This is a genomic window from Saccharothrix sp. BKS2, from assembly GCF_047689505.1.
In the GTDB taxonomy this organism is placed as follows: domain Bacteria; phylum Actinomycetota; class Actinomycetes; order Mycobacteriales; family Pseudonocardiaceae; genus Actinosynnema; species Actinosynnema lopnurensis.
In genome coordinates, this window is the sequence record NZ_JAUQOL010000008.1 from 1 (window position 1) to 24,315 (window position 24,315).

The window sequence follows — 24,315 nt, forward strand, 5'->3', positions numbered from 1 at the left end:
TCAAAGGAATCCTCTTGACGAGGATCATAAATTTACTGGCTATTCGGCACGCTGTTGAGTTCTCAAAGAACACGCGCACATCGTCACGCACCGCTTCACGCGGCTCGCTCGGAGGCTTGTGATTCATTCAAAGCTTGTGTGAAACCAGACGCCCTGGTCGCAAGGCCCTTCAGGGCCGCAACTGGGTCTTCCGCTTCAAGGTCACCCACTCTACCACACTCGGCGGGAGCTTGGTTCGTGACCTGCCGCACTCCGTTCCGGCTTCCCGGCCCGTTCCGCGCTGACATGGAGAAAGTTACACGCAGGGGAAGGCAGGGTCAAATCGGGGGCACAGCACCGCTCCACGGACCGAAACCGCAGGTCAGCAGCCCGTGCAGCACTGCACCCCACGCTATCGGACCCCCTTCCCGCGCAACAATGTGACCGCGATCACACCAGAAGATGACGACGGCCGCCGGTCCTCGGGGGACCGGCGGCCGTCGACGAGCCTCTTGCGCAGGTCAGCGCGTCAGGAGCGCACCCGCACCCCGGCGGTGTTGCGCTTGCCCCGCCGGACCACCAGCCACTCGCCGTGCAGCAGGTCCTCCGGGGCGGGACGCCACTCCTCGTCGGTGACCTTCACGTTGTTCACGTACGCGCCGCCCTCCTTGACGGTGCGCCGCGCCGCCCCCTTGCTGTCCACGAGCCCGGAGGTGATCAGCAGGTCGACGATGGTCGGCTCCTCGGCCGGGCTCACCTCGCCGGTGGGCACCTCGGCCATCGCGGCGGCCAGCGTCGAGGCGTCCAGCTCGCGCAGCTCCCCCCGGCCGAACAGGGCCTGGCTCGCCGCGATCACCTGGCGCGTCTCGTGCTCGCCGTGCACCAGGTTGGTGAACTCCTCGGCCAGCTTCTTCTGCGCGGCCCGCAGGTGCGGCGCCTCGGTGGTCTGCCGCTCCAGCTCGGCGATCTCCTCCCGGGTCAGGAAGGTGAACATCCGCAGGTACCGGACCACGTCGGCGTCGCCCACGTTGACGAAGTACTGGTACCAGGCGTACGGCGAGGTCATCGCGGGGTCGAGCCACACGTTGCCGCCGCCGGTGGACTTGCCGAACTTGCGGCCCTCGGCGTCGGTGACCAGGGGCGCGGTCAGGGCGTGCACCGAGCGGCCCTCGACCTTGCGGATCAGGTCGACGCCGCCGACCAGGTTGCCCCACTGGTCGGAGCCGCCCACCTGGAGCCGGGTGCCGTACTCGCGGTGGAGCCGCAGGTAGTCGTGGGACTGGAGGAGCAGGTAGCTGAACTCGGTGTACGACATGCCGTCGCCGTCGAGCCGGCGCTTGACCGTCTCGCGCGCGAGCATGACGTTGACCGAGAAGTGCTTGCCGACGTCCCGGAGGAACTCCAGCACCGGCATGTCGCCGGTCCAGTCGAGGTTGTTGACGATGACCGCGCCGGTCGGGCCGTCGTCGAACTCGACGAACCGCTCCAGCTGGCCCCGGATGCGGCCGACCCAGTCCTTGACCGTGTCCTCGGAGTTGAGGGTGCGCTCGCCGACGTCGCGCGGGTCGCCGATCATGCCGGTGGCGCCGCCCGCGAGGACGATCGGCCGGTGCCCGGCGCGCTGGAAGCGGCGCAGCATGAGCAGCGGGACGAGGTTGCCGGCGTGGAGGCTGGGCGCGGACGGGTCGAAGCCGGCATAGAGGGTGAGCGGGCCGGAGGCCAGGTCCTCCCGGAGTGCGTCGAGGTCGGTGGACTGCGCGATCAGGCCGCGCCAGGACAGCTCGTCGAGGATGTGCTCGCTCACGGGGCCATTGTCCCGCACCTGCTCAGGCCGGCGAACGAGGGCCTGCGGACGGGGGGTGGGGGGCCGGGTGGGGCCGCAGGTGGTGTGGCGGGCGGCGGGCCAGGCGGCGGGCTGAGTGGGGCGGCAGGGCAGGGCGGCGGGCGAGTGGGGCGGGGCAGGGAGGGGAGTAGCGCAGGGCGGGGCGGCAAGCGGTGGGCCGGGCAGTGCGGCGGGCGGGGGCGCCGGGCGGTCCGGCGGTCGATCAACGCCCCTCGACGCGGCCCGCTCCCCCGCTCCCCCGGCCTGGCACTACCGACCGTCACGGCGGCGTTCACTCGCACGCACACAGGTTTGCCCCGGCTGGTCAATTGTCCTTCCCGGCTTCCCCGACCAAGTTGGCTTGCGTGGCCAGCGACTTGCAGCGGAAGAAGACCTCCATCGTGTTCACCGCGATGGACGTGAACGGCGACGGTTTCCTGGAGCGCGCGGACTTCGAGGCGCTGACCGACCGGTGGGCGGCCGTCCGGGACGGGGACGGGGCGGACCGGTTGCGCGAGATCATGATGAGCTGGTGGGACGCGCTGCACGCGGCGTCCGACGAGAACCGCGACCAGAAGCTCACGCTGGAGGAGGTGCTCGCCGCGGTCGACAACCTGGGCACCATGCTGGACTTCGTGGTGGCCACCGCCGAGTCGATGTTCGAGGCGGTGGACCAGGACGGCGACGGGCGGGTGTCGGCGGCGGAGTACGCCCGCCTGATCCACGCGTGGACGGGGAACGACGCGCCGACCGACGTCGGGTTCACCCGCCTCGACCTGGACGGCGACGGGTGGATCTCGAAGTCCGAGTTCGTCAGCCACTGGGTGGAGTTCTGGGCCGGGGACGACGAGGACGCACCCGGCACCTACGTGTTCGGCGAACTCTGACGGTCGTCCTCCCGCCCCGGAGCCGGACCAGACCGGCTCCGGGGCGGGAGGACCTGGTCAGCGGGTGCGGCGGGTGCCGCGGCGGTAGGAGCTGACCGCGGGCGAGTCCACCCAGAAGCGCCACGGCACGTCCACCGCGACGGCCACGCCCACGCGCGGCCCGGTGCGGATCTCGTCTGGGTCCACGGGGTCGCCCGCCAGCAGCCGCACGGACGAGTCGGCCGCGGTCAGGTCGAGCCCGTTGTCCTCGCGGGTCAGGCCGAGCACACCGGTCAGCCGGGCCGGGCCCTTGGCCAGCTCCGCGTCGCTGCGCGCGGCCGGGCGTCGGGCCCGCGCGAGCCCGACGCCGGTGACCACCTCGCCCGCGCGCAGCAGCACCGCGCCGGGCACCCCGTCGGTGAGCGACACGACGTTGGCGCAGAAGTGCATCCCGTAGACGAAGTACACGTAGAGCCGCCCCGCGGGCCCGAACATGACGTCGTTGCGCGGGGTCCGCCCGCGGTAGCAGTGGGAGGCCGGGTCGTCGCCGCCCCGGTACGCCTCCACCTCCACGATCCGCACGCCCACCACGCCGTCTGGCCGGGTGGCCTCGACGACGCAGCCGAGCAGGAGCCGGGCGGCGTCGACCGGGTCGACGGCCAGCTCCGCCTCGGTGAGCCGCCTAGGCGCGCCGGGCAACGGACACCCGGTCCCGCAGCCGCTTGAGCTGCTCGGCGACGCGGTCGGGTGCGGTGCCGCCGTGGGCGTCGCGGGAGGCGATGGAGCCCTCCACGGTCAGCACGTCGCGCACCTCGGGCGTGAGCGCGGGCGAGATCGCGGCGAACTCCTCGTCGGTGAGCTCGTCCAGGCCGACGCCCCGGGTCTCGGCGGCGCGGACGCACTCGCCCGCGGCCTCGTGGGCGACCCGGAACGGCACGCCCTGCCGCACCAGCCACTCGGCGATGTCGGTGGCCAGGGTGAACCCGGCGGGCGCCAGCTCGGCCAGGCGGTCGGTGTCGAACCGCATCGTGGCGATCATGCCGGTCAGGGCCGGGAGCAGCAGCTCCAGCTGCTCGACCGAGTCGAACAGGGGCTCCTTGTCCTCCTGGAGGTCCCGGTTGTAGGCCAGCGGCTGGGCCTTCAGCGTCGCCAGCAGGCCGGTGAGGTTGCCGATCAGCCGGCCGGACTTGCCGCGGGTCAGCTCGGCCACGTCGGGGTTCTTCTTCTGCGGCATGATCGAGCTGCCGGTGGCCCAGGCGTCGTCGAGCACCGCGAAGCGGAACTCGGCGGTGGTCCAGATGATCACCTCCTCGGCGATCCGGGACAGGTCCACGCCGATCATGGCCAGCACGAACGCCATCTCGGCGGCGAAGTCGCGGGACGCGGTGCCGTCGATCGAGTTCTCCACCGGGCCGTCGAAGCCCAGCTCCGCGGCGACCTTGCCCGGGTCCAGGCCCAGCGACGAGCCGGCCAGCGCGCCGGAGCCGTAGGGCGACACGGCGGCCCGCTTGTCCCAGTCGCGGAGCCGGTCCACGTCGCGCAGCAGGGCCTGGCCGTGGGCCAGCAGGTGGTGCGCGAGCAGCACTGGCTGCGCGGACTGGAGGTGCGTGCGGCCGGGCATGACCGCGGTCGGGTGGTCGGCGGCCTGGCCGGCCAGCGCGTCCACCACGTCCAGCACGCCGTCGGCGACGCGGTGGGCGGCGTCGCGCAGCCACATCCGGAACAGCGTCGCCACCTGGTCGTTGCGGGAGCGGCCGGCGCGCAGCTTGCCGCCCAGCTCGGGCCCGGCCCGGTCGATCAGGCCGCGTTCGAGCGCGGTGTGCACGTCCTCGTCGGCCAGTTCGGGGGTGAACGCGCCGGAGGCGACGTCGGTCTCCAGGGCGTCGAGCGCGGCCAGCATCCGCGTCAGCTCGTCCGCGGTCAGCAGGCCGGCGTCGTGCAGGACGCGGGCGTGCGCGCGGGAGCCCCTGATGTCGTAGGGGGCGAGTCGCCAGTCGAAGTGCGTGGACAGCGACAGCCGCGCCATCGCCTCCGCCGGTCCACCGGCGAACCGCCCGCCCCACAAAGAACTCACTTGGTCAAATCCTCTTCGCTGCGATCTTGCTCGGTGGGCCCTCGGTGGGGCCCTCGGTCGGCCCGGGTACCGCCCTCGTCGGGTGGTGGGGGCCAGTCGTACCACGACCGGCCGGGGCGCGGCGCCGGCGGCACCCGACCGGGCGCGGGCGGCGGTGGCGCGCCGGACCGGGCCGCCCCGGGTCTGGGCCGCCCTGGGTCTGGGCCGCCCCGCCCTGGTGTGGCCCGCCCTGCCCGGTCCGGTCCGGTCTGCTCCGGTCCGCCCCGTCTGGCCGCCCCGCCCCACCCCACCCCGGTCCGGTCCGGTCCGCCCCCCGTCTGGGCCGCCCCGGACCGGTCCGCTCAGCCCTGGTCGTCGTCCGGCTGCTCCCCCGCGGCCAGCGCGGTCACGCGGGCCGCCAGGTCCGCCCCGGTGAGCGGTTCCCTCGCCACGGCGAGGATGGTGTCGTCGCCGGCGATGGTGCCGACGATGTCGTGCAGCGCCGCCCGGTCCAGCGCGCTGGCCAGGAACTGGGCCGCGCCGGGTGGCGTGCGCAGGACGGCGAGGTTGCCGGAGTGGTCCACCGACACCAGCAGCTCGCCGAGCACCCGCACCAGGCGGGTGGTGCCGCCCTGCACGCCGCGCACCGGGCTGCCGTCCTCGGGGATGACGTAGACGGGCGCGCCGCCGTCGGGACCGCGCAGCTTCACCGCGCCGAGCTCGTCCAGGTCGCGCGACAGCGTGGCCTGGGTGACCTCGATGCCCTCCACCGCCAGCGTCTTCGCCAGTTCGGACTGGCTGCGGACGGCGCGCTGGGAGATCAGCTCGACGATGCGGGCCTGCCGCGCGGTCCGGGTCACCGCGAGCGCTCCAGCAACCACACCAGCAGGGCCTTCTGGGCGTGCAGGCGGTTCTCGGCCTCGTCCCAGACCGCGCTGTCCGGGCCGTCGAGCACCTCGTCGGTGATCTCCCAGCCGCGGTGCGCGGGCAGGCAGTGCAGCACGGTCGTGCGCACGCCGGTGGACGCCACCAGCTCCCGGTTGACCTGGTAGGGCCGGAACGGGCCGACGCGGTCGCGGCCGTCGTTCTCCTGGCCCATCGACGTCCAGGTGTCGGTGACCAGCACGTCCGCGCCGTCCACGGCCGCGCGCGGGTCGACCACCACCGACACGCTGCCGCCGGTCTCCGCGGCGCGCTTCGAGGCGGCCTCCAGCGCCCACGGCTGCGGGACGAAGTGCTCGGGGGCGGCGATGCGGACGTTCATGCCCGCGGTGGTCCCGCCGAGCAGGATCGAGTTCGCCATGTTGTTCGCGCCGTCGCCCAGGTAGGTGACGGTGAGGCCGGCGAGGCCGCCGTGCCGCAGCCGGATCGTCTGGAGGTCGGCCAGCACCTGGCAGGGGTGGAACTCGTCGGTCAGCGCGTTGATCACCGGCACGCGGGACACCGAGGCCATCGCCTCCATGCGCTTCTGGGCGAAGGTCCGCCACACCACCGCGTCCACGTAGCCGGACAGGATGCGGGAGGTGTCCTCTATGGTCTCCTCCCGGCCCAGCTGCATGGACCGGCCGTCGATGATCACCGGGTGGCCGCCGAGCTGGGTGATGCCCACCTCGAACGACAGCCTGGTGCGGGTGGAGTTCTTCTCGAAGATCACCGCCACCGACTTGGGCCCGGCCAGCGGCTTGGCGCCCAGCCGGTCTGCCTTGAACGTGTCGGCCAGGTCCAGGACCTCGGCCTGCTCGGCGGGGGTGAGGTCGTCGTCGCGCAGGAAGTGCCGGACCACGTCAGGACTCCAGCCAGGTCGGGAGCCCGTCGACCACGCGGTGCGCGTCGGCCTCGTCGAGCACCAGGGGCGGGGCCAGCCGGAGGACGTCCGGCTGGATGGGGTTGATCAAGAAGCCGGCCCGCTGCGCGGCCGCCGCGGCCTTCGCCGAGACCGCCTCGCGCAGCGTGATCCCGAGCAGCAGGCCGGCGCCCCGCACACCGGAGATGAGCGGGTGGTTCAGGTGCTCGACGCCCGTCGCGATCTCCTTGCCGACCGCGGCGGCGTGCTCCAGCAGGCCGTCGGCGGCGATCGTGTCGAGCACGGCGAGCGCGGCGGCGCAGCACACCGGGTTGCCGCCGAAGGTGGTGCCGTGCTGGCCGGGCGCGAACAGGTCCTTGGCCGGGCCGACCGCGATGCACGCGCCCAGCGGCAGGCCGCCGCCCAGGCCCTTGGCCAGGGTGATCACGTCCGGCACGATCCCGGCCTGGTGGAAGGCGAACCAGGTGCCCAGCCTGCCGACACCGGTCTGCACCTCGTCGAGCACCAGCAGGGCGCCGTGCTCGGCGGTGATCCGCCGCGCCGCCTCCAGGTAGCCCTCGGGGGGCACGACCACGCCGTTCTCGCCCTGGATGGGCTCGACCACGAACGCGGCGGTCTCGTCGTCGATCGCGGCCTCCAGGGCGGCCACGTCGCCGAACGGGATGTGCGCGACGCCCGGCACCAGCGGCTCGAACGGCTCCCGCTTGGCGGGTTGGCCGGTCAGCGCCAGCGCGCCCATGGTGCGGCCGTGGAACCCGCCCTCGGTGGCGACGACCCTGGTGCGGCCGGTGCGGCGGCTGAGCTTGAACGCGGCCTCGTTGGCCTCGGCGCCGGAGTTGCAGAACAGCACCCGGCCGTCGCCGTCCACGCCGGCCAGGTCGAGCAGCCGCTCGGCGAGCGCCAGCGCGGGCTCGTTGATGTAGAGGTTGGAGGTGTGGCCGATCTTGGCGATCTGCGCGGTCACCGCGGCGACGACGGCCGGGTGGGCGTGGCCGAGGGCGTTGACCGCGATGCCGGTGAGCAGGTCGAGGTAGCGGTTGCCGTCGGCGTCCCAGACGTGCGCGCCCTCGCCGCGGACGAGCGCGAGCCCGGGTGTGCCGTAGTTGTCCATCATCGCGGCCCGCCACCGCTGCTGGTGCTCGCTCATGCCTCGTCCCCCAGGACCGTCGTTCCGACACCGTCGGAGGTGAAGACCTCCAGCAACACCGAGTGGGCCTGCCGCCCGTCGATCACGTGCGCCTCGGGCACGCCGCCGCGCACCGCGCGCAGGCACGCCTCCATCTTCGGCACCATCCCGCTGTCCAGGTCGGGCAGCATCTCCTCCAGCCGCCCGGCGTGGACCCGGCGCAGCAGGGAGCCCCGGTCCGGCCAGTCCGCGTAGAGGCCCTCCACGTCGGTGAGGACCACCAGCTTCTCGGCCTTCAGCGCGACCGCCACCGCGCCCGCCGCGGTGTCGGCGTTGACGTTGTGCACCACGCCGTCCGCGTCCGGGGCGACGGAGGAGATCACCGGGACGCGGCCAGCTCGGACGAGGTCGAGCACCACGTCCGGGTTGACCCCGACGATGTCGCCGACCAGGCCGATGTCGACCGGCTCGCCGTCCACGACGGCCGGCCGGCGGGCCGCGGTGAGCAGGCGGGCGTCCTCGCCGGACAGGCCCACCGCGTACGGGCCGTGCTCGTTGACCAGGCCGACCAGCTCGCGCTGCACCTGGCCGACCAGGACCATGCGGACCACGTCCATGGCCTCGGGCGTGGTGACGCGCAGGCCGCCGCGGAACTCGCTCTCGATGCCCAGCCGCGCGAGCATGGCCGCGATCTGCGGCCCGCCGCCGTGCACCACGACCGGGTGCAGGCCGGCGAGCTTGAGGAACACCACGTCCTGCGCGAACGCGCGCTTCAGCCCGTCGTCGACCATGGCGTTGCCGCCGTACTTGACGACCACGACCGCGCCCCGGAAGCGCTGCAACCAGGGCAGCGCCTCGATGAGGACCTCCGCTTTGGCCCGGGGGTCGGTCATGAGCTGTACGCGCTGTTCTCTTCGACGTAACCGTGGGACAGGTCGGTGGTGAGCACGGTCGCCGCGCCGTCGCCGAGGTTGAGCTCGACCAGGATCTCGACGTCGACGCCGGACAGGTCGGCCTCGCTCCGGTCGGCGGCCTTGTGGCCGTCGGCGAACAGGGTGGCGCCGTTCATGGTGATCCCCAGTTTGTGCTGGTCGACGGTTGCCCGCGAGCGGCCGACGGCCATCGCGACGCGGCCCCAGTTGGGGTCGGAGCCGAACAGCGCGGTCTTGACCAGGTTGTCCTCGGCGACGGTCTTGGCGACCTCGACCGCCTCGGCCTCGGTGAGCGCGCCGGTGACGGTGATCGAGACCTGCTTGGTCATGCCCTCGGCGTCGCCCTGGAGCTGCTTGACCAGGTCGTGCGCGACGGCTTCGAGGACGCCCGCGAACTCCTCGGGGTCCGGGGTGGCGCCCGAGGCGCCGGAGGCCAGCAGCAGGACGGTGTCGTTGGTGGACGTGCCGCCGTCCACGTCGAGCCGGTCGTAGGTGCGGGCGGTGACCCGCCGCAGGGCCGCGTCCAGCGCGTCGCCGTCCAGCACCGCGTCGGTGGTGATGACGCTGAGCATGGTGGCCATGTTCGGCGACAGCATCCCGGCGCCCTTGACGAAGCCGCCGACGGACCAGCCGTCCGGGTGCTCCCGCCACGACTGCTTGGGACGGGTGTCGGTGGTCATCACGGCGGTGGCGGCGTCCAGTCCGGCCCGGTCGGTGTCGGCCAGCTCCTGGGCGGCCTTCTCCACGCCCGCCCTGAGGGAGTCCATGGGCAGGCGCTCGCCGATCAGGCCGGTGGAGCAGACGGCGACCTCGACCGCGCCGACGCCGAGCACCTCCGCGACCTTCTCGGCGGTGGCGTGGGTGTCCTGGAAGCCCTCGGGACCGGTGCACGCGTTCGCGCCGCCGGAGTTGAGCACCACGGCGTGCAGCCGGCGCTCCCGGAGCACCTGCTGCGACCACAGCACGGGCGCGGCCTTGACCTGGTTGGTGGTGAACACGCCGGCCGCGGCCTGGCCGGGTCCGGTGTTGACGACCAGCGCGAGGTCGAGCGCGCCGGAGTCCTTGATGCCGGCCGCGACGCCGGCGGCTCGGAAGCCCTTCGGGCCGGTGACGCCTCTGTTGCGGTTCACGGAGCTACTCCCACGGTGGACAGGCCGGTGGTCTCCGGCAGGCCGAGCGCCAGGTTCATGCACTGCACCGCCGCGCCCGCGGTGCCCTTCGCCAGGTTGTCGATCGCCGCGACCACCACGAGCCGGTTCAGGTCGCGGTCGACGGTGACCTGGAGCTGGACGGCGTTGGAGCCGAGCACCGCGCCCGTGGTGGGCCAGTGGCCCTCGGGCAGCAGGTGCACGAACGGCTCGTCCGCGTAGGCCCGCTCGTAGGCGGCGCGGACGTCCTCGCCGGAGGTGAGGGTGGCCGAGCAGGTGGCCAGGATGCCGCGGGGCAGCGGGGCCAGGACGGGGGTGAAGGAGACCCTGACCTCGCGGCCCGCGACCGCGGAGAGGTTCTGGGTGATCTCCGGGGTGTGCCGGTGGGCGCCGCCGACGCCGTAGGCGCTCAGCGAGCCCATCACCTCCGAGCCGAGCAGGCCGGGCTTGAGCGACTTGCCCGCGCCGGAGGTGCCGGAGACGGCGACCACGGTGACCTCGGGCTCGACCAGGCCCATCGCGGGGGCGAGGGCCAGGGAGGAGACGGTCGGGTAGCAGCCGGGGACGGCGACGCGCCGGGCGCCGCGGAGCTCGTCGCGCCGGCCGGGCAGCTCGGGCAGGCCGTAGGGCCAGCTGCCCGCGTGCTCGCCGCCGTACCAGCGCTCCCAGGCGGCCGGGTCGGTGAGCCGGTGGTCGGCGCCGCAGTCGACGACCAGCACGTCGTCGCCGAGTTGCGCGGCGAGCTCGGCCGAGTGGCCGTGCGGGAGCGCCAGGAAGACGACGTCGTGACCGGCCAGCTCGGCGGCCGTGGTCTCGGTGAGCACCCGGTCGGCCAGGGGCAGGAGGTGGGGTTGGTGGGCCAGCAGGCGGGTACCCGCGTTCCCACCGGCGGTCAGCGCGCCGATCTCCACCTCGGGGTGGCCCAGCAGGAGCCGCAGGACTTCGCCCCCGGCGTAGCCACTGGCCCCGGCTACCGCGATCCGCAACGTCATGCGGATAAGTATGCACGCTAGTGCATCGTCACTCAAACATGTATTCGCCCCGACATGGGTCCGTCATGGGTCCGTCACCACGCCACGAGCAGTTCCTCCAGCCCGTAGACGACCTGCTCGTCCCGGAAGCGCAGCTCGGGCGACACCACGCGCAGCCCCGGGAACCGGGTCAGCAGCGCCGTGAACGCGACGCGCATCTCCATCCGCGCCAGGGGCGCGCCCAGGCAGTGGTGCACGCCGTGCCCGAACGCCACGTGGCTGCCCGCCCCGCGCGCCAGGTCCAGTTCGTCCGGGTCGGCCACCAGGTCCGGGTCGCGGTTGGCCGCGGGCAGCGAGCAGACCACGAGGTCGCCCGGTGCCAGGACCCGGCCGCCCAGCTCGACCTCGGCGGTGACCACCCGCGGCACCCCGGTGTGCACGACGGTCAGCCAGCGCAGCAGCTCCTCCACCGCGTTCTCCGGCGCGGCCAGCAGCGCCGCCCGCCGGTCGGGGTGCGCCAGCAGCACCGCCACGCCGAGGGAGAGCATGTTCGCCGTGGTCTCGTGCCCCGCCAGCAGCAGCAGGTCGACCAGGCCGACCACCTCCTCCTCCCGCAGGTCGGAACGGACCAGCGCGCCGAGCAGGTCGTCCCCCGGCGCGGACCTCGCCCGGTCGGCCAGCTCGGCCAGGTAGGCGCGGGACTCCAGCGCGATGGCCAGTCGCCGCTCGGGCGGCAGGGAGATGTCGAAGAAGCGGGTGTAGCGGTCCTGGAAGGCGTCCCGGTCGGCGTAGGGCACCCCCAGCAGCTCGCAGATCACCAGCGACGGGACCGGCAGCGCGAAGCCCGCCACCACGTCGGCGGGCGACCCGGCGCGCTCCAGCGCGTCGAGCCGGTCGCGCACCACCTCGTGGACCCACGGCTCCAGCGCCCGCATCCGGCGGCCGGTGAACTCGCCGGCCACCAGCCGGCGCAGCCGGGTGTGCTCGGGCGGGTCGAACGCCAGCGGGTTGCCCGGCCGCACCGCGGCCAGCTCCTCCTCGGACAGCGCGGGCGCGCCCGGCACGACGTGGTGGGCCGAGTTGCCGAACCGGCGCGGGTCGCCCAGCACCTCGCGCACGTCCGCGATCCGGGTGACCAGCCACACCCGGTCGCCCTGCGGCAGGTCCACCAGCCGGACGTCCCCGTCCCGCAGCGCCGAGAGTTCCGGCACGGGGTCGAACCCGGCTCGTCGCATGTGCAGGGGCGGTGTCGGCATGGCGGCCTCCCGGGGGTCCTGGGAGGACCGTAGCCGGCCGCGGGGGTGACGCGGCAGCTTCGCCCAGGTGAGATCCCGGCCGCCCCGTGCTACTCGCGGTGAACGCGCGGGCGCGCCCGTCGCGCCCGGCCCGCGTGCCTAGGCGCCGGTCCCGCCGAACCGCTGGAGCGCGCGGATCTTGTTCGTCGCGTCCAGCGCGGCCACCTTGTACGCCTCCGACAGCGTCGGGTAGTTGAAGACGGTGTCCACCAGGTAGTCCACGGTGCCGCCGCACGCCATCACCGCCTGCCCGATGTGCACCAGGTCGGTCGCCCCGGTGCCGAACAGGTGCACGCCGAGCAGCTTGCGGTCCACAGTGGACACCAGCAGCTTGAGCATCCCGTAGGCGTCGCCCACGATCGACCCCCGCGCCAGCTCCCGGTACCGGGCCAGCCCCACCTCGTACGGCACCGCCGACGAGGTCAGCTCGGCCTCCGTCGCGCCGCAGTAGGAGATCTCGGGGATGGTGTAGATGCCGATCGGCTGGAGCCCGGTCAGCTCGCGGGCCTCCTCGCCGAACGCGTGGTAGGCCGCGAGCCGGCCCTGGTCCATCGACGTGGCGGCCAGCGCCGGGAAGCCGATCACGTCGCCCACCGCGTAGATGTGCTCGACGGGCGTGCGGTAGTGCTCGTCGACCTGGAGCCGGCCGCGCCGGTCGGCCTCCAGGCCCGCCTTGGCCAGGTCCAGCGCCTCGGTGTTGCCCTGCCGGCCCGCCGAGTACATCACCGCGGCCGCCGGGATGCGCTTGCCGCTGGCCAGCGTCGTCACCGTGCCGGTCTCGGACACGTCGACGGTGACGACCTTCTCCCCGAACCGGAAGGTCACCGCCTGGTCGCGCAGGTGGAACTTCAGCGACTCGACGATCTCCGGGTCGCAGAAGTCGAGCATCCGCTCCCGCTGCTCGACCACGGTCACCCTGGTGCCGAGCGCGGCGAACATCGACGCGTACTCGATGCCGATCACCCCCGCGCCGACCACCACCAGCGACGACGGGATCTCCTCCAGCGACAGCACCTCGTCGGAGTCGAGCACCCGGACCTCGTCGAAGTCCACCTGGTCCGGGCGCGCGGGCCGGGTGCCGACCGCGACCACGACCTTGTCCGCGGTCACCACGTGGTGCTCGCCGCGGTTCGCGCCCTCGATCGCGACCGAGTGCGGGTCGACGAACCGGGCCGTGCCGGTGAGCAGGTCGACCTGGTTGCGGTGCAGCTGCGCGCGCACGACCTGGACCTCGCGGCCGATCACGTGCCGGGTGCGGGCCAGCAGGTCGGAGATCGTGATGTCCTGCTTGACCCGGTAGCTGGCGCCGTACAGCTCGCGCTGGCTCATGCCGGTCAGGTACATGACGGCTTCACGCAGGGTCTTGGACGGGATGGTGCCGGTGTTCAGGCACACGCCGCCCACCATGTCGTCCCGGTCCACGATCGCGACCTTCTTGCCCAGCTTCGCGCCCGCGATGGCGGCCTTCTGCCCACCCGGGCCGGACCCGATGACGAGCAGGTCGTAGTCGTACGCGCTCATGCCCGGAAGCCTCGCACACGAACCGGGCACGCGTGCCGCCGCGGGCGTCGACCCGCCGGGTTGCGTGCGCTCACCAGGGCCGGGAGAAGCCGGCGCCGGCCGGCTCGGGCCGTCACCCGGTCAGCCCCGGGCGGCGCGACCCGAGTAGGTCAGCGGGAAGACCAGGTCGGTGCACGCGTCCGGCACGTCCTGCGCGATCTGCACGACCATCTCCACGTCGACCGACCCGGCGGGCGGGATGAGCACCGGCTCGGGCATCGGCACCACGGTCAGCACCCCGGACGGGCAGCCCGGCACCCGGTTGTGCGCCTCGTCCAGCGGCTGCCCCGGCTCGGCCTCCAGGCTCAGCACCACGATGTCGACGGTGTTGGGGTTGGACAGCCGCACCAGCCGCGCGCCCTCGCCACCCGGCGTCAGCTCCACCGCCGCGCCCGAGACGTCGTCGATGCCGAACGACTCCAGGCCCGCCACCCCGGCCTCGGCGTTGCTCACCGAGTACGCCATCGCGGGCAGGTCGGGTTCCGGCCAGGTCAGGTGCATGGCGGCGACGACGGCCGCCCCGACCCCGAGGATCGTCGAGGCGACGGCGATCTCCATCCGCGGACCCAAACTGCGCATGAGGCAACCTCACTAGGATTGCTGCACCAGGCGGTGGGTTCGCCGCTAGCTCCCCGTCGGACCGGCGACCAGACTCGCCCGGCGGTTCATCGCTTCGCCCCTCGGCCCAGCGGGCCGCGGAACCAATCTTGGAGAACGTTCAACATCCGCGCAAGGACCAAGCCGGCCCGGAAATAGGGGTCTTTGGGCCTCTTGACACGTCACTTGACGCAGTCTGAACTGCACTTTCTCCCCCTGCCGGTCCCACCGGAGTTCACCCGGCCGGACCAGACCCGGAGCCGCACCGGAGCAGCCCGGAGCCGCACCAGTGCGGCTCCGGGGCCCTCGCGTCAGCCTCTCAGCACCGCGCCGAAGCGCTCGGCCGCCGCGGCCACGGCCGCGTCGCGCGCCGCCGTCGCCTCGTCCACGGTCAGCGTGCGGTCCGGCGCGCGGAAGCGCAAGGAGTACGCCAGCGACCGCTTGCCCTCGCCCACCTGACCGCCGGTGTAGACGTCGAACAGCCGGATGTCCTCCAGCAGCTCGCCGCCGCCCGTGCGCAGCACCCGCTCCACCCGCGCGGCGGGCACGTCCGCGCCGACCACCACCGCCACGTCCAGCAGCACCGGCGGGTAGGCCGACACGACCGGCGCGGGCCGGTGGTCGGACAGCGGCAGCGCGTCCAGGTCCAGCTCGAACGCCGAGGTCCGCTTCGGCAGGCCCAGCGCCTCCACCACCTTCGGGTGAAGTTCGCCGGCGTGGCCCACCGGCCAGTCGCCGACCCGCAGCTCGGCGCACCGGCCCGGGTGCCACGGCGCCAGGTCGGAGGCGACCACGCTCAGCTCCACCCCGTACGCCTGGCCGACCAGCCGCGCGGCCTGCACCGCGTCCGCCCAGTCGGCCGGCCGGCCCTTGCCCCACCAGCCCGGCTGCTCGCGGTGGCCCGCCAGCACGGCCGCCACGTGCACCGGCTGGTGCGGCAGCGCCGCCCGGAGCGAGGCCAGCTCCGCCTCGGAGGGCCGCGCGCCCACCTCGACCACCGGCATCGGCACCGGCTGTGCGCGCGGCAGCGTCACCTGCGCCACCGCGTAGACCGCGAGGTCCCGCTGACCGCGGGCCAGGTTCCGCTGCACGGTCTCCAGCAGCCCCGGGACCAGCGTGGTGGCCAGCGCGTGCTTCTCCGCCTCCAGCGGGTTGAGCACGCTCACCGTCGTCCGCCGCACGTCGCCCGCCGGCAGGCCCAGCGCGTCGAAGATCGCGGGCGAGAGGAACGGGAACGGCTTGACCTCGACGAAGCCCTGCTCGGCCAGCGCGCGCGCGACCGTGCGGCGGCGGCGCTGCTGCTCGGTCAGGCCGCGACCGGCCGGCGCGGGCGGCAGCACCGACGGGATCGTGTCGTAGCCCTCCAGCCGCAGCACCTCCTCGACCAGGTCAGCGGGCTGGGTGAGGTCCGCGCGCCAGGTCGGCGGCACCGCGGTGACCATGGTCGCGCCGTCGTCCCCGGTGCCGACCTCGACCTGGCAGCCGATCTGGCCCAGCCGCCGCGCGGTCACGCCGCGCGCGTAGTTCACCCCGGCGACCCGGTCGGGCAGGTTGATCGGCATCGACACCGGCGCCGGCTGCGCGACGCCGCCCACGTCCGTGCGGCCGGGCCGGATGGCGCCCTCGCCGAACATGTCCAGCAGCCGGGCGGCGCGCTCCAGCGCCACCGGCGCCAGCGCCGGGTCCACGGTGCGCTCGAACCGCTTGGCCGCCTCGCTGGGCAGCTTGTGGCGGCGCACCGTGCGGGCGATGGAGGCCGGGTCCCAGTTCGCCGCCTCCAGCAGGATGTCCGAGCTGTCGGGCTGGACCTCGGTGCTCGCCCCGCCCATGACGCCAGCCAGCGAGATCACGCCGCTGTCGTCGGCGATCACGATGTCGTCCGGGTCCAGCTCGCGGACCTGCTCGTCCAGCGTGGTCAGCTTCTCGCCGGGCCGCGCGCGCCGCACCACCAGGTCGCCCCGCACGGCGGAGCCGTCGAACGCGTGCAGCGGCTGCCCCAGCTCCAGCATCACGTAGTTGGTGATGTCGACCGGCAGCGAGATCGAGCGGATGCCCGCGAGCATCAGCCTGCGGCGCATCCACCAGGGGGTGGGCGCGGTCGGGTCGACGCCGGTCACCCGGCGCGCGGTGAAGCGCGGGCACGCGGCGGCGTCCTCGACCGAGACGGCGATCTCCTCGCCCTCGGCCTCGGGGATCTCGGCCAGGCCGGGGTCGCGGAACGGCACGTCGAACGCGCACGCCAGCTCGCGGGCCAGGCCGCGCACGGAGAACGCGTAGCCGCGGTCCGGGGTGGGGGCGACCTCGATGACGGTGTCGCCCAGGCCCAGCAGCTCGACCGCGTCGTCACCGGGCTGCGCGGTGCCGCTGGGCAGCACCATGATGCCGAGGTGGTCGTCGCCCAGGCCCAGCTCGCGGGCCGAGCAGATCATGCCCTCGCTCGTCCGGCCGTAGGTCTTGCGGGCGGCGATGGCGAAGTCCCCGGGCAGCACCGCGCCCGGCAGGGCCACCACGACCGTGTCACCCTCGCGGAAGTTCGACGCGCCGCAGACGATGCCGTTGACCTGGTCCGGGCCGACCTCCACCCGGCAGTAGCGGATCGGCTTCTTGAACTCGGTGAGCTCCTCGATCTCGACCACGCGGCCCGCGACCAGCGGGCCGGTCACGCCGTTGAGCTCGTGGACGTCCTCGACCTCCAGGCCGATCCGCACGAAGGCGTCGGCGAGCTGCCCCGGCGTCGGGGTCTCGGCGAACTCCAGGTTCTCGACCAGCCAGGTGACCGGGATGCGCACCGTCATGCCTCCGTTCCGAAGGGCTGGGTGAAGCGGACGTCGCCCTCGACCATGTCGCGCATGTCGGGCAGGCCGTTGCGGAACTGGAGGGTGCGCTCCAGGCCCATGCCGAACGCGAAGCCGGAGTAGGTGTCCGGGTCGATGCCGCAGTTGCGCAGCACGTTCGGGTTGACCATGCCGCAGCCGCCCCACTCGACCCAGCCCGCGCCGCCCTTCTTCTCCGGGAACCACACGTCCACCTCGGCGGACGGCTCGGTGAAGGGGAAGAAGCTCGGGCGCAGCCGGGTGCGGGAGTCCTCGCCGAACATGGCGCGGGCGAACGCGTCGAGCGTGCCCTTGAGGTGCGCCATGGTCAGCCCCCGGTCCACGGCCAGGCCCTCGACCTGGTGGAAGACCGGGGTGTGGGTGGCGTCCAGCTCGTCGGTCCGGAACGTCCGACCCGGGCAGACCACGTAGACGGGCAGCCCGCGGTCCGGGTCCAGCATGCTGCGCGCCTGGACCGGGCTGGTGTGCGTGCGCAGGACCAGGCCGGAGTCGGCGGGGGCCACGTAGAAGGTGTCCTGCATGGTCCGGGCGGGGTGGTCCTTGCCGAAGTTCAACGCGTCGAAGTTGAACCACTCGGCCTCGACCTCGGGGCCCTCGGCGACCTCCCAGCCCATGGCCACGAAGACGTCCGAGATGCGCTCGGCCAGCGTGCTCATGGGGTGGCGCGCGCCGCGCGGGACGCGGTCCCACGGCAGGGTGACGTCGACGGCCTCCTCGCGGAGGACGCGCTCGTCGCGCTCCACCTGGAGTTCGGCGCGGCGCTCGTCGAACGCCTGCTTGACCTCTTGCTGGGCCTGGTTGACCCGCTTGCCCGCGTCGGCCTTCGCCGCGGGCGGCAGCGCGCCGATCTCGCGGCGCGCCAGCAGCACCGGCGAGCGGTCGCCCAGGTGGCTCGGCTTCACGGCGGCGAGCTCGTCGAGGTCGGCCGCCTTGGCGAACGCCTCCCGAGCCTGCTCGACCGCCGTGCCGAGCGCTTCCGGGGAGAGCGCCGCGACCTGCTTCGGGTCGTAGGGGTCGTTGGCTCCGGACATGGTTGGTGGACAGCTCCCGTCACGGACAACAGGTGGTTAGCGGGTCGATCCTAGGTGATCGGGCGCCACCACCCGTCACCGCCGCCCGGTCGGGTCGCGGCGGGGACGAGGAGGTCCCGCCCGCGCGCCCCCGGCGGCCGCGTCGCCCGCGATCCCGGATCGCAACCGGACCGAGCCGGAACTGTCGGTGCGCCGTGGCAGTCTGATCACCGCGCGCAGGACACCGGCGAGCGATCAGCACAAAACCGGGTCACCAGCCGCCAGACCGACCCTAGAATCGTTCGTCCCACGTACCTGACCCGAGGTGAACTCCACTCCATGGCCCACACCTTCGGTGTCGACCTGCGCGGGATCATCGACCTGCTCAGCCACCACCTCTACAGCAGCCCGCGCGTCTACGCCCGCGAGCTGCTCCAGAACGCGGTGGACGCCATCACCGCCCGCCGCGCGCTCCAGCCGGACGCGCCCGGCGAGGTGGTGATCGAGCCGATCGAGTCCGCCGGCGGCACCCTCCGCATCTCCGACACCGGCATCGGCCTGACCGAGCGCGAAGTGCACGACCTGCTCTCCACGCTGGGCCGCACGTCCAAGCGCGACGACCTGGGCTTCGCCCGCCAGGGCTTCCTCGGCCAGTTCGGCGTCGGGCTGCTGTCCGCGTTCCTGGTCGCCGAGCGCATCAGCCTCACCAGCCGGTCGGCGCGCGGCGGGCCCGCGGTGCGCTGGACCGCGGACGCGACGGGCAGCTACGAGGTGGAGGTCGACGACTCGGCGCGCGCCGAGGTCGGCACCACCATCGAACTCGTGCCGCACCGCGACTCCGAGCACTGGCTGGAGAAGGACGTGGTGCGCGCCCTGGTCACCGAGTACGGCGAGCTGCTGCCGGTGACCGTGCGGATCGACCACGAGGTCGTCACGCTCGGCGAGCTGCCCTGGCTCGACGACGCCGCGGCCTACGGCGAGCGCGTGCTGGGCGTGGCGCCGTTCGACGCGATCCCGGTCGAGGTGCCCGCGGTCGGCCTGCGCGGCGTCGCCTACGTGCTGCCGCGCGGCGTGCACCCCGGCGCGCGGCAGTCCCACCGCGTCTACCTCAAGCGGATGCTCGTCGGCGACGCCATCGAGGGCCTGCTGCCGGAGTGGGCGTACTTCGTGCGCTGCGTGGTCGACTCGACGTCGCTGCGCCCCACGGCCAGCCGCGAGTCGCTCTACCAGGACGAGACGCTGCTCGCGGTGCGCGAGGAGCTGGGCCGCCAGGTCCGGGACTGGCTGGTCCGGCTGGACGCGACCAGCCCCGAGCGCACCCGGGCCCTGCTCGACGCGCACCACCTGGGCATCAAGTCCCTGGCCAGGGTGGACGACGACATGCTGCGGCTGGTCGAGCGGTGGCTGCCGTTCGAGACCACCGACGGGCCCCAGTCGCTGCGCCAGTTCCGCCGCCGGCACGGCACGGTCGCCTACGTGCCGGACGTGGACGAGTTCCGGCAGCTCGCGCCGGTCGCGCACGCGCAGGGCATGGGCCTGGTCGACGCGGGCTACGCCTACGACGTGGAGATCATGGAGCGGCTGGTCGCCCTGGACGGGCCGACCGCCGCCCGCCGGGTGGCGCCGGGCGAGGTGCTGGCCGCGCTCGACGACCCGGACCCGGAGCTGGACCGCGCCCTGCGGACCCGCCTCGACCAGGCCCGCGAGGTCCTGGAGCGGCACGACTGCGAGGCCGTGCCGCGCGACTTCGACCCGGGTTCGCTGCCGGCGCTGCTGGTCACCAACGTCGAGGCGGAGCGCAGGCGCGACGCCAAGCAGACGGGCGAGGACGCCGACCCGCTGTGGGCGGAGCTGCTGGGCAGCCTGGCCGAGCCCTCCTCGGACGCCGCGCAGCGGCTGGTGCTCAACTGCCGCAACCCGCTGGTGCGGCGGCTGACGCAGCTCAACGACCCGGCGCTGGTGGAGCTGACCGTCGAATCGCTGTACGTGCACGCCCTGCTCCAGGCGCGCCGACCGATGCGCCCGAAGGACACCGCGGCGCTGAACCGCTCGTTCCTGGAACTGCTGGACCGCGCCGTGGGAGAAGACCGATGAGCCAGGACAAGGGCGCCGCCGAACGGCAGTTCGTCGAGGCGTACCACATGCCCGAGGGGATGCCGAGGCACGAGGCGCTGGAGCGCGCGGCCCGCGCCGCCGACGCCGCGGACCACCTACCGCTGGGGGTGAGCTGCCGGATCGCGCTGATCCGCTCCGCCTACGACCTCGGCCGCTACGACCTGATGCTGGCGCCGTTCGCGTGGTGCGGCACGGCGGAGCAGCGCGACCCGACCTCCTTCGACGAGTGGGAGCTGCACAGCTTCGACTGGGCGCACAAGTGGATCGTGTCCGGCCTGCTCGCCGACCCGAGGTTCACGCTGGCGCAGATCGGCTCGTTCGTCGACCAGCTCGCGTCCCGCTACCAGCGGCTCGGGTACTCGGCGCAGCCCGTGCACGGCGCCCGCGCCGAGCTGGCCTCGCACACCGGCGACGACGAGGCGTACCGGGAGCACTTCGCGCGCTACCTCGCGGCCGAGCGCGGCCCGATGAGCGACTGCGAGGCGTGCGTCGTCGAGGAGCAGGCCGGGCACCTGATCCGGCAGGGCCGCCTCGCCGAGGCGGTCGCGCACGCCGAGCACCAGCTGGACCGGGAGACCGGCTGCGCCACCCAGCCGCAGGGCATCCTGACCACGCTGACGCCCGCGTTCGTCGCGCTGGGCGACCTGGAGCGGGCCCGGCAGGCGCACGTGGTGGCGCACCGGCTGGTGCGCGACGACCTGGTGGGCGGCTACCTCGACGACCACCTGGTGTTCTGCGCGACCTCGGACAACGTGCGGCGGGGCGTGGACCTGCTGCGCGGCCACCTGCACCGGGTGCACCACTCGACCAGCCCGTCGCGGGCCATGCACTTCGCCGCCGGCGCGGCGCTGCTGCTGAGCCGGGTGCCGGGGGACGAGGAGTTCGCCGTACCGGTGGACGGGCGCGCCGAGGTGCTGACCGCGCCCGAGCTGCGCGCGCTGCTGGAGGCGCGGGCGCTGGAGATCGCGGCCCGGTTCGACCGGCGCAACGGCTCCGACGCGGTGACCCGGCGCGTCCGGGAGACCCTGGCCACGCCCGACACGGCGCCGGTGCCGCTGGTGGTGCCGGCCGCCTCGCGGACGCCCGTGCCCGCCCTGTCCGACGAGGAGCCGGTGGAGCTCGGCGACCCGGTGGAGCTGGCGCGGCGGATGTGCGACGCGTTCGACCGGGGCGAGTTCACCGCCGGGATGCGGCTGCTGCGCTCGCTGCCGCCGGACCTCGACCCGCTGCTGCCGGAGTCGCTGGGCGCGCTGGTGGCGGCCCGGCGGGCGATCGTCGGCGGCCACACCCTGCCCAGGGAGGAGGTGCTGGTCGAGCTGGACGCGGCGGTCGACCGGCTGGCCGCGTGCGGCGAGCACGACCTGGCCAACCGGTACCGGGCGCGGGGGGCCGTGCTGCGCGCCGAGGAGGGCGGCGTCGGGCTGGCGCGCACGTGCCTGGCCGAGGCGGACGCCACCGGCACCCCGTACACGCGGGTGCTGACCAGGCTGCTGCTGGCCGACCTGCTGGCCGAGGTCGACGAGGACGAGGAGCAGCCGGTCGAGCTGGCGGTCGAGGCGCTGGAGCTGGCGCGGGCGCAGGTGCCGGAGCTGGTGTCCCGGGCGCGGTGCGACCGGGCGCAGCACCTGGCGGCCTCCGGCGAGCTGGACGAGGCGCAGGCCGAGGTGACCGCCGTGCTGGCCGAGGACCCGTCCTCGTCCGTGCGGTTCGACGCGCTGCGGCTGCTGCTGAAGATCCAGACCGTGCGGGGCGACGAGGCCGCGCTCGCGACGGGCACGCGGTTCGTGGAGGCGTTCGGCACGCCGCGCGGGCCGTGGACGGCCGAGGCGCACCGGCAGCGGGCGGCCTCGATCCAGCGGCTGGACCTGGAGGCCGAGCACCTGGTGGAGCTGCGCGACGCGGTCGCCGCGGGCCACGAGCTGGGCGTGCCGGACGACGTGGCCAAGGCGTGCTACGCGCTGGCCGGCGGCTACCTGAAGTCGGGCCGGTTCGTGGAGGCCGCGGAGGCGCTGGAGGAGGCGGTCCGCGCGATCGACACGGACGAGGTCGACCCGGACGTGGTCGTGCCCATCCGCTACCGCCTGGGCCAGGTGTGCGCGCGGCTGGACGAGACCGAGTCGGCGCGCCGCCACCTGGAGACCGCGCTGGGCCTGGTCCAGCCGGACGAGCCGGGCCGGCGGGCGATGGTGCTGGACCAGCTGGCCGGCGTGCTGCGGCGGCTGGACCGGGGCCCGGAGGCCGCCTCGGCCTACCAGGGCGCGGCGACCGCCTGGCAGGAGGTCGAGGAGTTCGCCGAGGCCGCGGGCTCGCTGGTCGAGGCGGCGGCCGCGCTGCCCGACGAGGAGGCGGGCGAGTGCGCCGCCACCCTGACCGCCGCCGAGGTCCTGCTGCCGCAGGTGGAGGACCCGGACCACCGCACCCACCTGACCGCGCGCATCGCCGCGATCCGGGCGTTCCTGCACAGCCAGGCGGGCGAGCACGCGGAGGCGGTCGAGCAGAACGGCGTGGCCGAGGAACTGGCGGCCCGCCTGGGCGACGCCGACTGGCAGGCGTTCCTGGTGGTGCGCGGCGCGCGCTTCCTCCTCCAGTCGGGCGACCCGGCCAACGCCGAGGCCGAGGCCCGCCGAGCGGGCACCCTCATCACCGACGACACCCCGCCCCAGATCCTCGGCGACGCGGCCGCGATCCTGGAGGAAGCCCTGCGCACCCAGTCCAAGCCCACCACCGCGGACCCCCTGCTCCGAGCCCTCCACACCCGCCTGAACGCCTGACCCGCAGGGGAGGTGGGCCCCACTCCCCACCCACCTCCCCGCAGGTCACACACCCAAACCGCGCGAGTCGTACGCCCAGACCCCGCGAGTCGTACGCCCAGACCGGTCGTGTCGTACGTTCAGACCCCGCGAGTCGAACGTTCAGGACCACCGTGTCGAACGTTCAGGACCCCTGAGTTCTACGTTCAGGCACGTTGGGCGCGAGCCGAGGCGTACAGGCAGACCGCCGCCGCCGTGGCGAGGTTCAGGCTCTCCGCGCCGCCGTAGATCGGGACCTTCAGCGCGGCGTCCAGGCTGTCGACCACGTCGTCGGGCAGGCCGTGGGCCTCGCTGCCGAACACCCACGCCGTGGGCGCGGCCAGGTCACCGCGCAGGTCGGCGGTCACCAGGTCCTCCGGCGCGTACCCGTCCGCGGCGACCAGGCGCAACCCGGCCCCGCGCAGGGCGGCGAAGGCTTCCCCCGCGTCCCGCGCCCGCGCGATCGGCAGGTGGAACACACTGCCCGTGGACGCGCGCACGCACTTGCCGTTGTGGGGGTCGACCGCGTCCCCCGCGAAGATCACCGCGTCGGCGCCGGCCGCGTCCGCGACGCGCACCACCGTGCCCGCGTTGCCGGGGTCCGCCACCCCGTGCAGCACCGCCACCAACCGCGCGCCGTCACCCAGCGCCACCGCCAGCGGCACGTCCACCGGCGAGCACACCGCGACGACGCCCTGCGGGGTCACCGTCTCCGACAGCGCGGCGGCCGCCCGGTCCGTCACCGCGCTCACCGGCACCCCGGCGTCGACCGCGTCCCGCACCAGCGAGGGGTTGCGCGCCGCCGCGGCGTCCGTGACGAACAACTCGTGCACCCGACCGCGCCCGGCGGCGGCCCAGGCCAGGGCCTCGCGCACCGCCTGCGCGCCCTCGGCGAGGAAGCGCTCCGCGCGGTCGCGACCGGAACGCCTGGTCAACCGCTTAGCGGCAACGACCCGGGGAGTCCGTTCGGTGAACGGAGCATCCCCGGGTCGTGGCGCGCGGTCGTTCCCGCTCAGCCCTTGTCCTCGAGCGGCGCGTTGACGTCGCTGGGCAGGGCGGCCTTGGCGGCCTCCACCAGCGCGGTGAACGCACCCGCGTCGTTGACGGCCAGGTCGGCCAGGATCTTGCGGTCCACCTCGATGCCCGCGAGGCGCAGACCCTGGATGAAGCGGTTGTAGGTCATGCCGTTGGCCCGGACACCCGCGTTGATGCGCTGGATCCACAGCTTCCGGAAGTCACCCTTGCGGGCGCGACGGTCCCGGTAGGCGTAGTTGAGCGAGTGGAGCACCTGCTCCTTGGCCTTGCGGTACAGCCTCGAACGCTGGCCGCGGTAGCCGCTGGCGAGCTCAAGGGTGGTACGGCGCTTCTTCTGGGCGTTCACGGCCCTTTTGACGCGTGCCACGGGTCCATCCTG

The 24,315-nt window shown here is 73.9% G+C and carries 19 protein-coding genes; 3 read left to right on the forward strand and 16 right to left on the reverse strand.

Features of this window, described 5'->3' with window-relative positions; all coding sequences use genetic code 11:
- Positions 1–508: 508 nt before the first annotated feature.
- Complete coding sequence (gene tyrS / locus Q5530_RS17900; protein ID WP_415363668.1) at positions 509–1,783, reverse strand: tyrosine--tRNA ligase; 1,275 nt, start codon at positions 1,781–1,783, stop codon at positions 509–511.
- A 383-nt stretch (positions 1,784–2,166) separates the two neighbouring features.
- On the opposite strand from tyrS, the gene Q5530_RS17905 reads away from it, so the two are divergent.
- A complete protein-coding gene (locus Q5530_RS17905) occupies positions 2,167–2,688 on the forward strand; it encodes an EF-hand domain-containing protein (RefSeq protein WP_415363670.1) in 522 nt (173 codons plus the stop codon).
- 57 nt (positions 2,689–2,745) lie between these two features.
- Here the strand turns inward: Q5530_RS17905 and Q5530_RS17910 are convergent, their stop codons facing one another.
- The 13 genes from Q5530_RS17910 to pheS all read right to left on the reverse strand — a co-directional run bounded on the left by Q5530_RS17910 (position 2,746) and on the right by pheS (position 18,018).
- On the reverse strand, positions 2,746–3,366 hold the full coding sequence (locus Q5530_RS17910; RefSeq protein WP_415363671.1) for a DNA-3-methyladenine glycosylase: 621 nt from the start codon (positions 3,364–3,366) through the stop codon (positions 2,746–2,748).
- Positions 3,350–4,693 carry an argininosuccinate lyase gene (gene argH / locus Q5530_RS17915; RefSeq protein ID WP_380634253.1) on the reverse strand — a complete coding sequence of 448 codons (1,344 nt, stop codon included), beginning with the start codon at positions 4,691–4,693 and terminating at the stop codon, positions 3,350–3,352. The genes Q5530_RS17910 and argH overlap by 17 nt, the downstream gene beginning before the upstream one ends.
- A gap of 389 nt (positions 4,694–5,082) precedes the next feature.
- Positions 5,083–5,580 (reverse strand): arginine repressor, encoded by a 498-nt coding sequence (locus Q5530_RS17920; protein WP_380634219.1) that lies wholly within the window; start codon positions 5,578–5,580, stop codon positions 5,083–5,085.
- Positions 5,577–6,503, reverse strand: a complete 927-nt coding sequence (argF, locus tag Q5530_RS17925) for an ornithine carbamoyltransferase (RefSeq protein WP_415363672.1) — start codon at positions 6,501–6,503, stop codon at positions 5,577–5,579. The genes Q5530_RS17920 and argF overlap by 4 nt, the downstream gene beginning before the upstream one ends.
- Before the next feature lies 1 nt (position 6,504).
- Positions 6,505–7,671: an acetylornithine transaminase gene (locus Q5530_RS17930; RefSeq protein ID WP_415363673.1), complete on the reverse strand. Its 1,167-nt coding sequence runs from the start codon at positions 7,669–7,671 to the stop codon at positions 6,505–6,507.
- Positions 7,668–8,543 (reverse strand): acetylglutamate kinase, encoded by an 876-nt coding sequence (gene argB, locus Q5530_RS17935; protein ID WP_415363674.1) that lies wholly within the window; start codon positions 8,541–8,543, stop codon positions 7,668–7,670. The genes Q5530_RS17930 and argB overlap by 4 nt, the downstream gene beginning before the upstream one ends.
- Positions 8,540–9,712, reverse strand: a complete 1,173-nt coding sequence (argJ, locus tag Q5530_RS17940; RefSeq protein WP_415363675.1) for a bifunctional glutamate N-acetyltransferase/amino-acid acetyltransferase ArgJ — start codon at positions 9,710–9,712, stop codon at positions 8,540–8,542. Before argJ ends, argB begins: the two co-directional genes overlap by 4 nt.
- Positions 9,709–10,722 (reverse strand): N-acetyl-gamma-glutamyl-phosphate reductase, encoded by a 1,014-nt coding sequence (gene argC / locus Q5530_RS17945; protein ID WP_415363677.1) that lies wholly within the window; start codon positions 10,720–10,722, stop codon positions 9,709–9,711. The genes argJ and argC overlap by 4 nt, the downstream gene beginning before the upstream one ends.
- Before the next feature lie 74 nt (positions 10,723–10,796).
- A complete protein-coding gene (locus Q5530_RS17950; RefSeq protein ID WP_415363679.1) occupies positions 10,797–11,957 on the reverse strand; it encodes a cytochrome P450 in 1,161 nt (386 codons plus the stop codon).
- A gap of 138 nt (positions 11,958–12,095) precedes the next feature.
- Entirely contained in the window at positions 12,096–13,517 is a 1,422-nt protein-coding gene (gene sthA, locus Q5530_RS17955; protein WP_415363680.1) for a Si-specific NAD(P)(+) transhydrogenase, read from the reverse strand.
- Between the two features lie 120 nt (positions 13,518–13,637).
- On the reverse strand, positions 13,638–14,135 hold the full coding sequence (locus tag Q5530_RS17960) for a hypothetical protein (RefSeq protein ID WP_415363681.1): 498 nt from the start codon (positions 14,133–14,135) through the stop codon (positions 13,638–13,640).
- Positions 14,136–14,464: 329 nt separating this feature from the next.
- Positions 14,465–16,942 carry a phenylalanine--tRNA ligase subunit beta gene (gene pheT / locus Q5530_RS17965; RefSeq protein ID WP_415364180.1) on the reverse strand — a complete coding sequence of 826 codons (2,478 nt, stop codon included), beginning with the start codon at positions 16,940–16,942 and terminating at the stop codon, positions 14,465–14,467.
- A gap of 2 nt (positions 16,943–16,944) precedes the next feature.
- Complete coding sequence (pheS, locus tag Q5530_RS17970) at positions 16,945–18,018, reverse strand: phenylalanine--tRNA ligase subunit alpha (protein ID WP_380634202.1); 1,074 nt, start codon at positions 18,016–18,018, stop codon at positions 16,945–16,947.
- 318 nt (positions 18,019–18,336) lie between these two features.
- On the opposite strand from pheS, the gene Q5530_RS17975 reads away from it, so the two are divergent.
- Both Q5530_RS17975 and Q5530_RS17980 read left to right on the forward strand, forming a co-directional pair.
- The gene (locus tag Q5530_RS17975; RefSeq protein ID WP_415363682.1) at positions 18,337–20,091 is read left to right on the forward strand and encodes an HSP90 family protein; all 1,755 of its coding nucleotides are present in this window, start codon (positions 18,337–18,339) and stop codon (positions 20,089–20,091) included.
- Complete coding sequence (locus Q5530_RS17980; RefSeq protein WP_415363684.1) at positions 20,088–22,883, forward strand: hypothetical protein; 2,796 nt, start codon at positions 20,088–20,090, stop codon at positions 22,881–22,883. The genes Q5530_RS17975 and Q5530_RS17980 overlap by 4 nt, the downstream gene beginning before the upstream one ends.
- A gap of 185 nt (positions 22,884–23,068) precedes the next feature.
- Here Q5530_RS17980 and Q5530_RS17985 read toward each other — a convergent pair whose 3' ends face one another.
- Positions 23,069–23,917 (reverse strand): TrmH family RNA methyltransferase, encoded by an 849-nt coding sequence (locus Q5530_RS17985; RefSeq protein WP_415364181.1) that lies wholly within the window; start codon positions 23,915–23,917, stop codon positions 23,069–23,071.
- Complete coding sequence (gene rplT / locus Q5530_RS17990) at positions 23,914–24,303, reverse strand: 50S ribosomal protein L20 (protein ID WP_380634198.1); 390 nt, start codon at positions 24,301–24,303, stop codon at positions 23,914–23,916. The genes Q5530_RS17985 and rplT overlap by 4 nt, the downstream gene beginning before the upstream one ends.
- Positions 24,304–24,315 lie beyond the last annotated feature (12 nt).

Coding starts and splice junctions, on each gene's coding strand:
- sthA (WP_415363680.1), bottom strand. CDS start 13,517: ATGAGCGCGTACGACTACGACCTGCTCGTCATCGGGTCCGGCCCGGGT.
- Q5530_RS17975 (WP_415363682.1), top strand. CDS start 18,337: ATGGCCCACACCTTCGGTGTCGACCTGCGCGGGATCATCGACCTGCTC.
- argH (WP_380634253.1), bottom strand. CDS start 4,693: ATGGCGCGGCTGTCGCTGTCCACGCACTTCGACTGGCGACTCGCCCCC.
- argB (WP_415363674.1), bottom strand. CDS start 8,543: ATGACCGACCCCCGGGCCAAAGCGGAGGTCCTCATCGAGGCGCTGCCC.
- argC (WP_415363677.1), bottom strand. CDS start 10,722: ATGACGTTGCGGATCGCGGTAGCCGGGGCCAGTGGCTACGCCGGGGGC.
- Q5530_RS17950 (WP_415363679.1), bottom strand. CDS start 11,957: ATGCCGACACCGCCCCTGCACATGCGACGAGCCGGGTTCGACCCCGTG.
- Q5530_RS17960 (WP_415363681.1), bottom strand. CDS start 14,135: ATGCGCAGTTTGGGTCCGCGGATGGAGATCGCCGTCGCCTCGACGATC.
- pheS (WP_380634202.1), bottom strand. CDS start 18,018: ATGTCCGGAGCCAACGACCCCTACGACCCGAAGCAGGTCGCGGCGCTC.
- Q5530_RS17930 (WP_415363673.1), bottom strand. CDS start 7,671: ATGAGCGAGCACCAGCAGCGGTGGCGGGCCGCGATGATGGACAACTAC.
- Q5530_RS17980 (WP_415363684.1), top strand. CDS start 20,088: ATGAGCCAGGACAAGGGCGCCGCCGAACGGCAGTTCGTCGAGGCGTAC.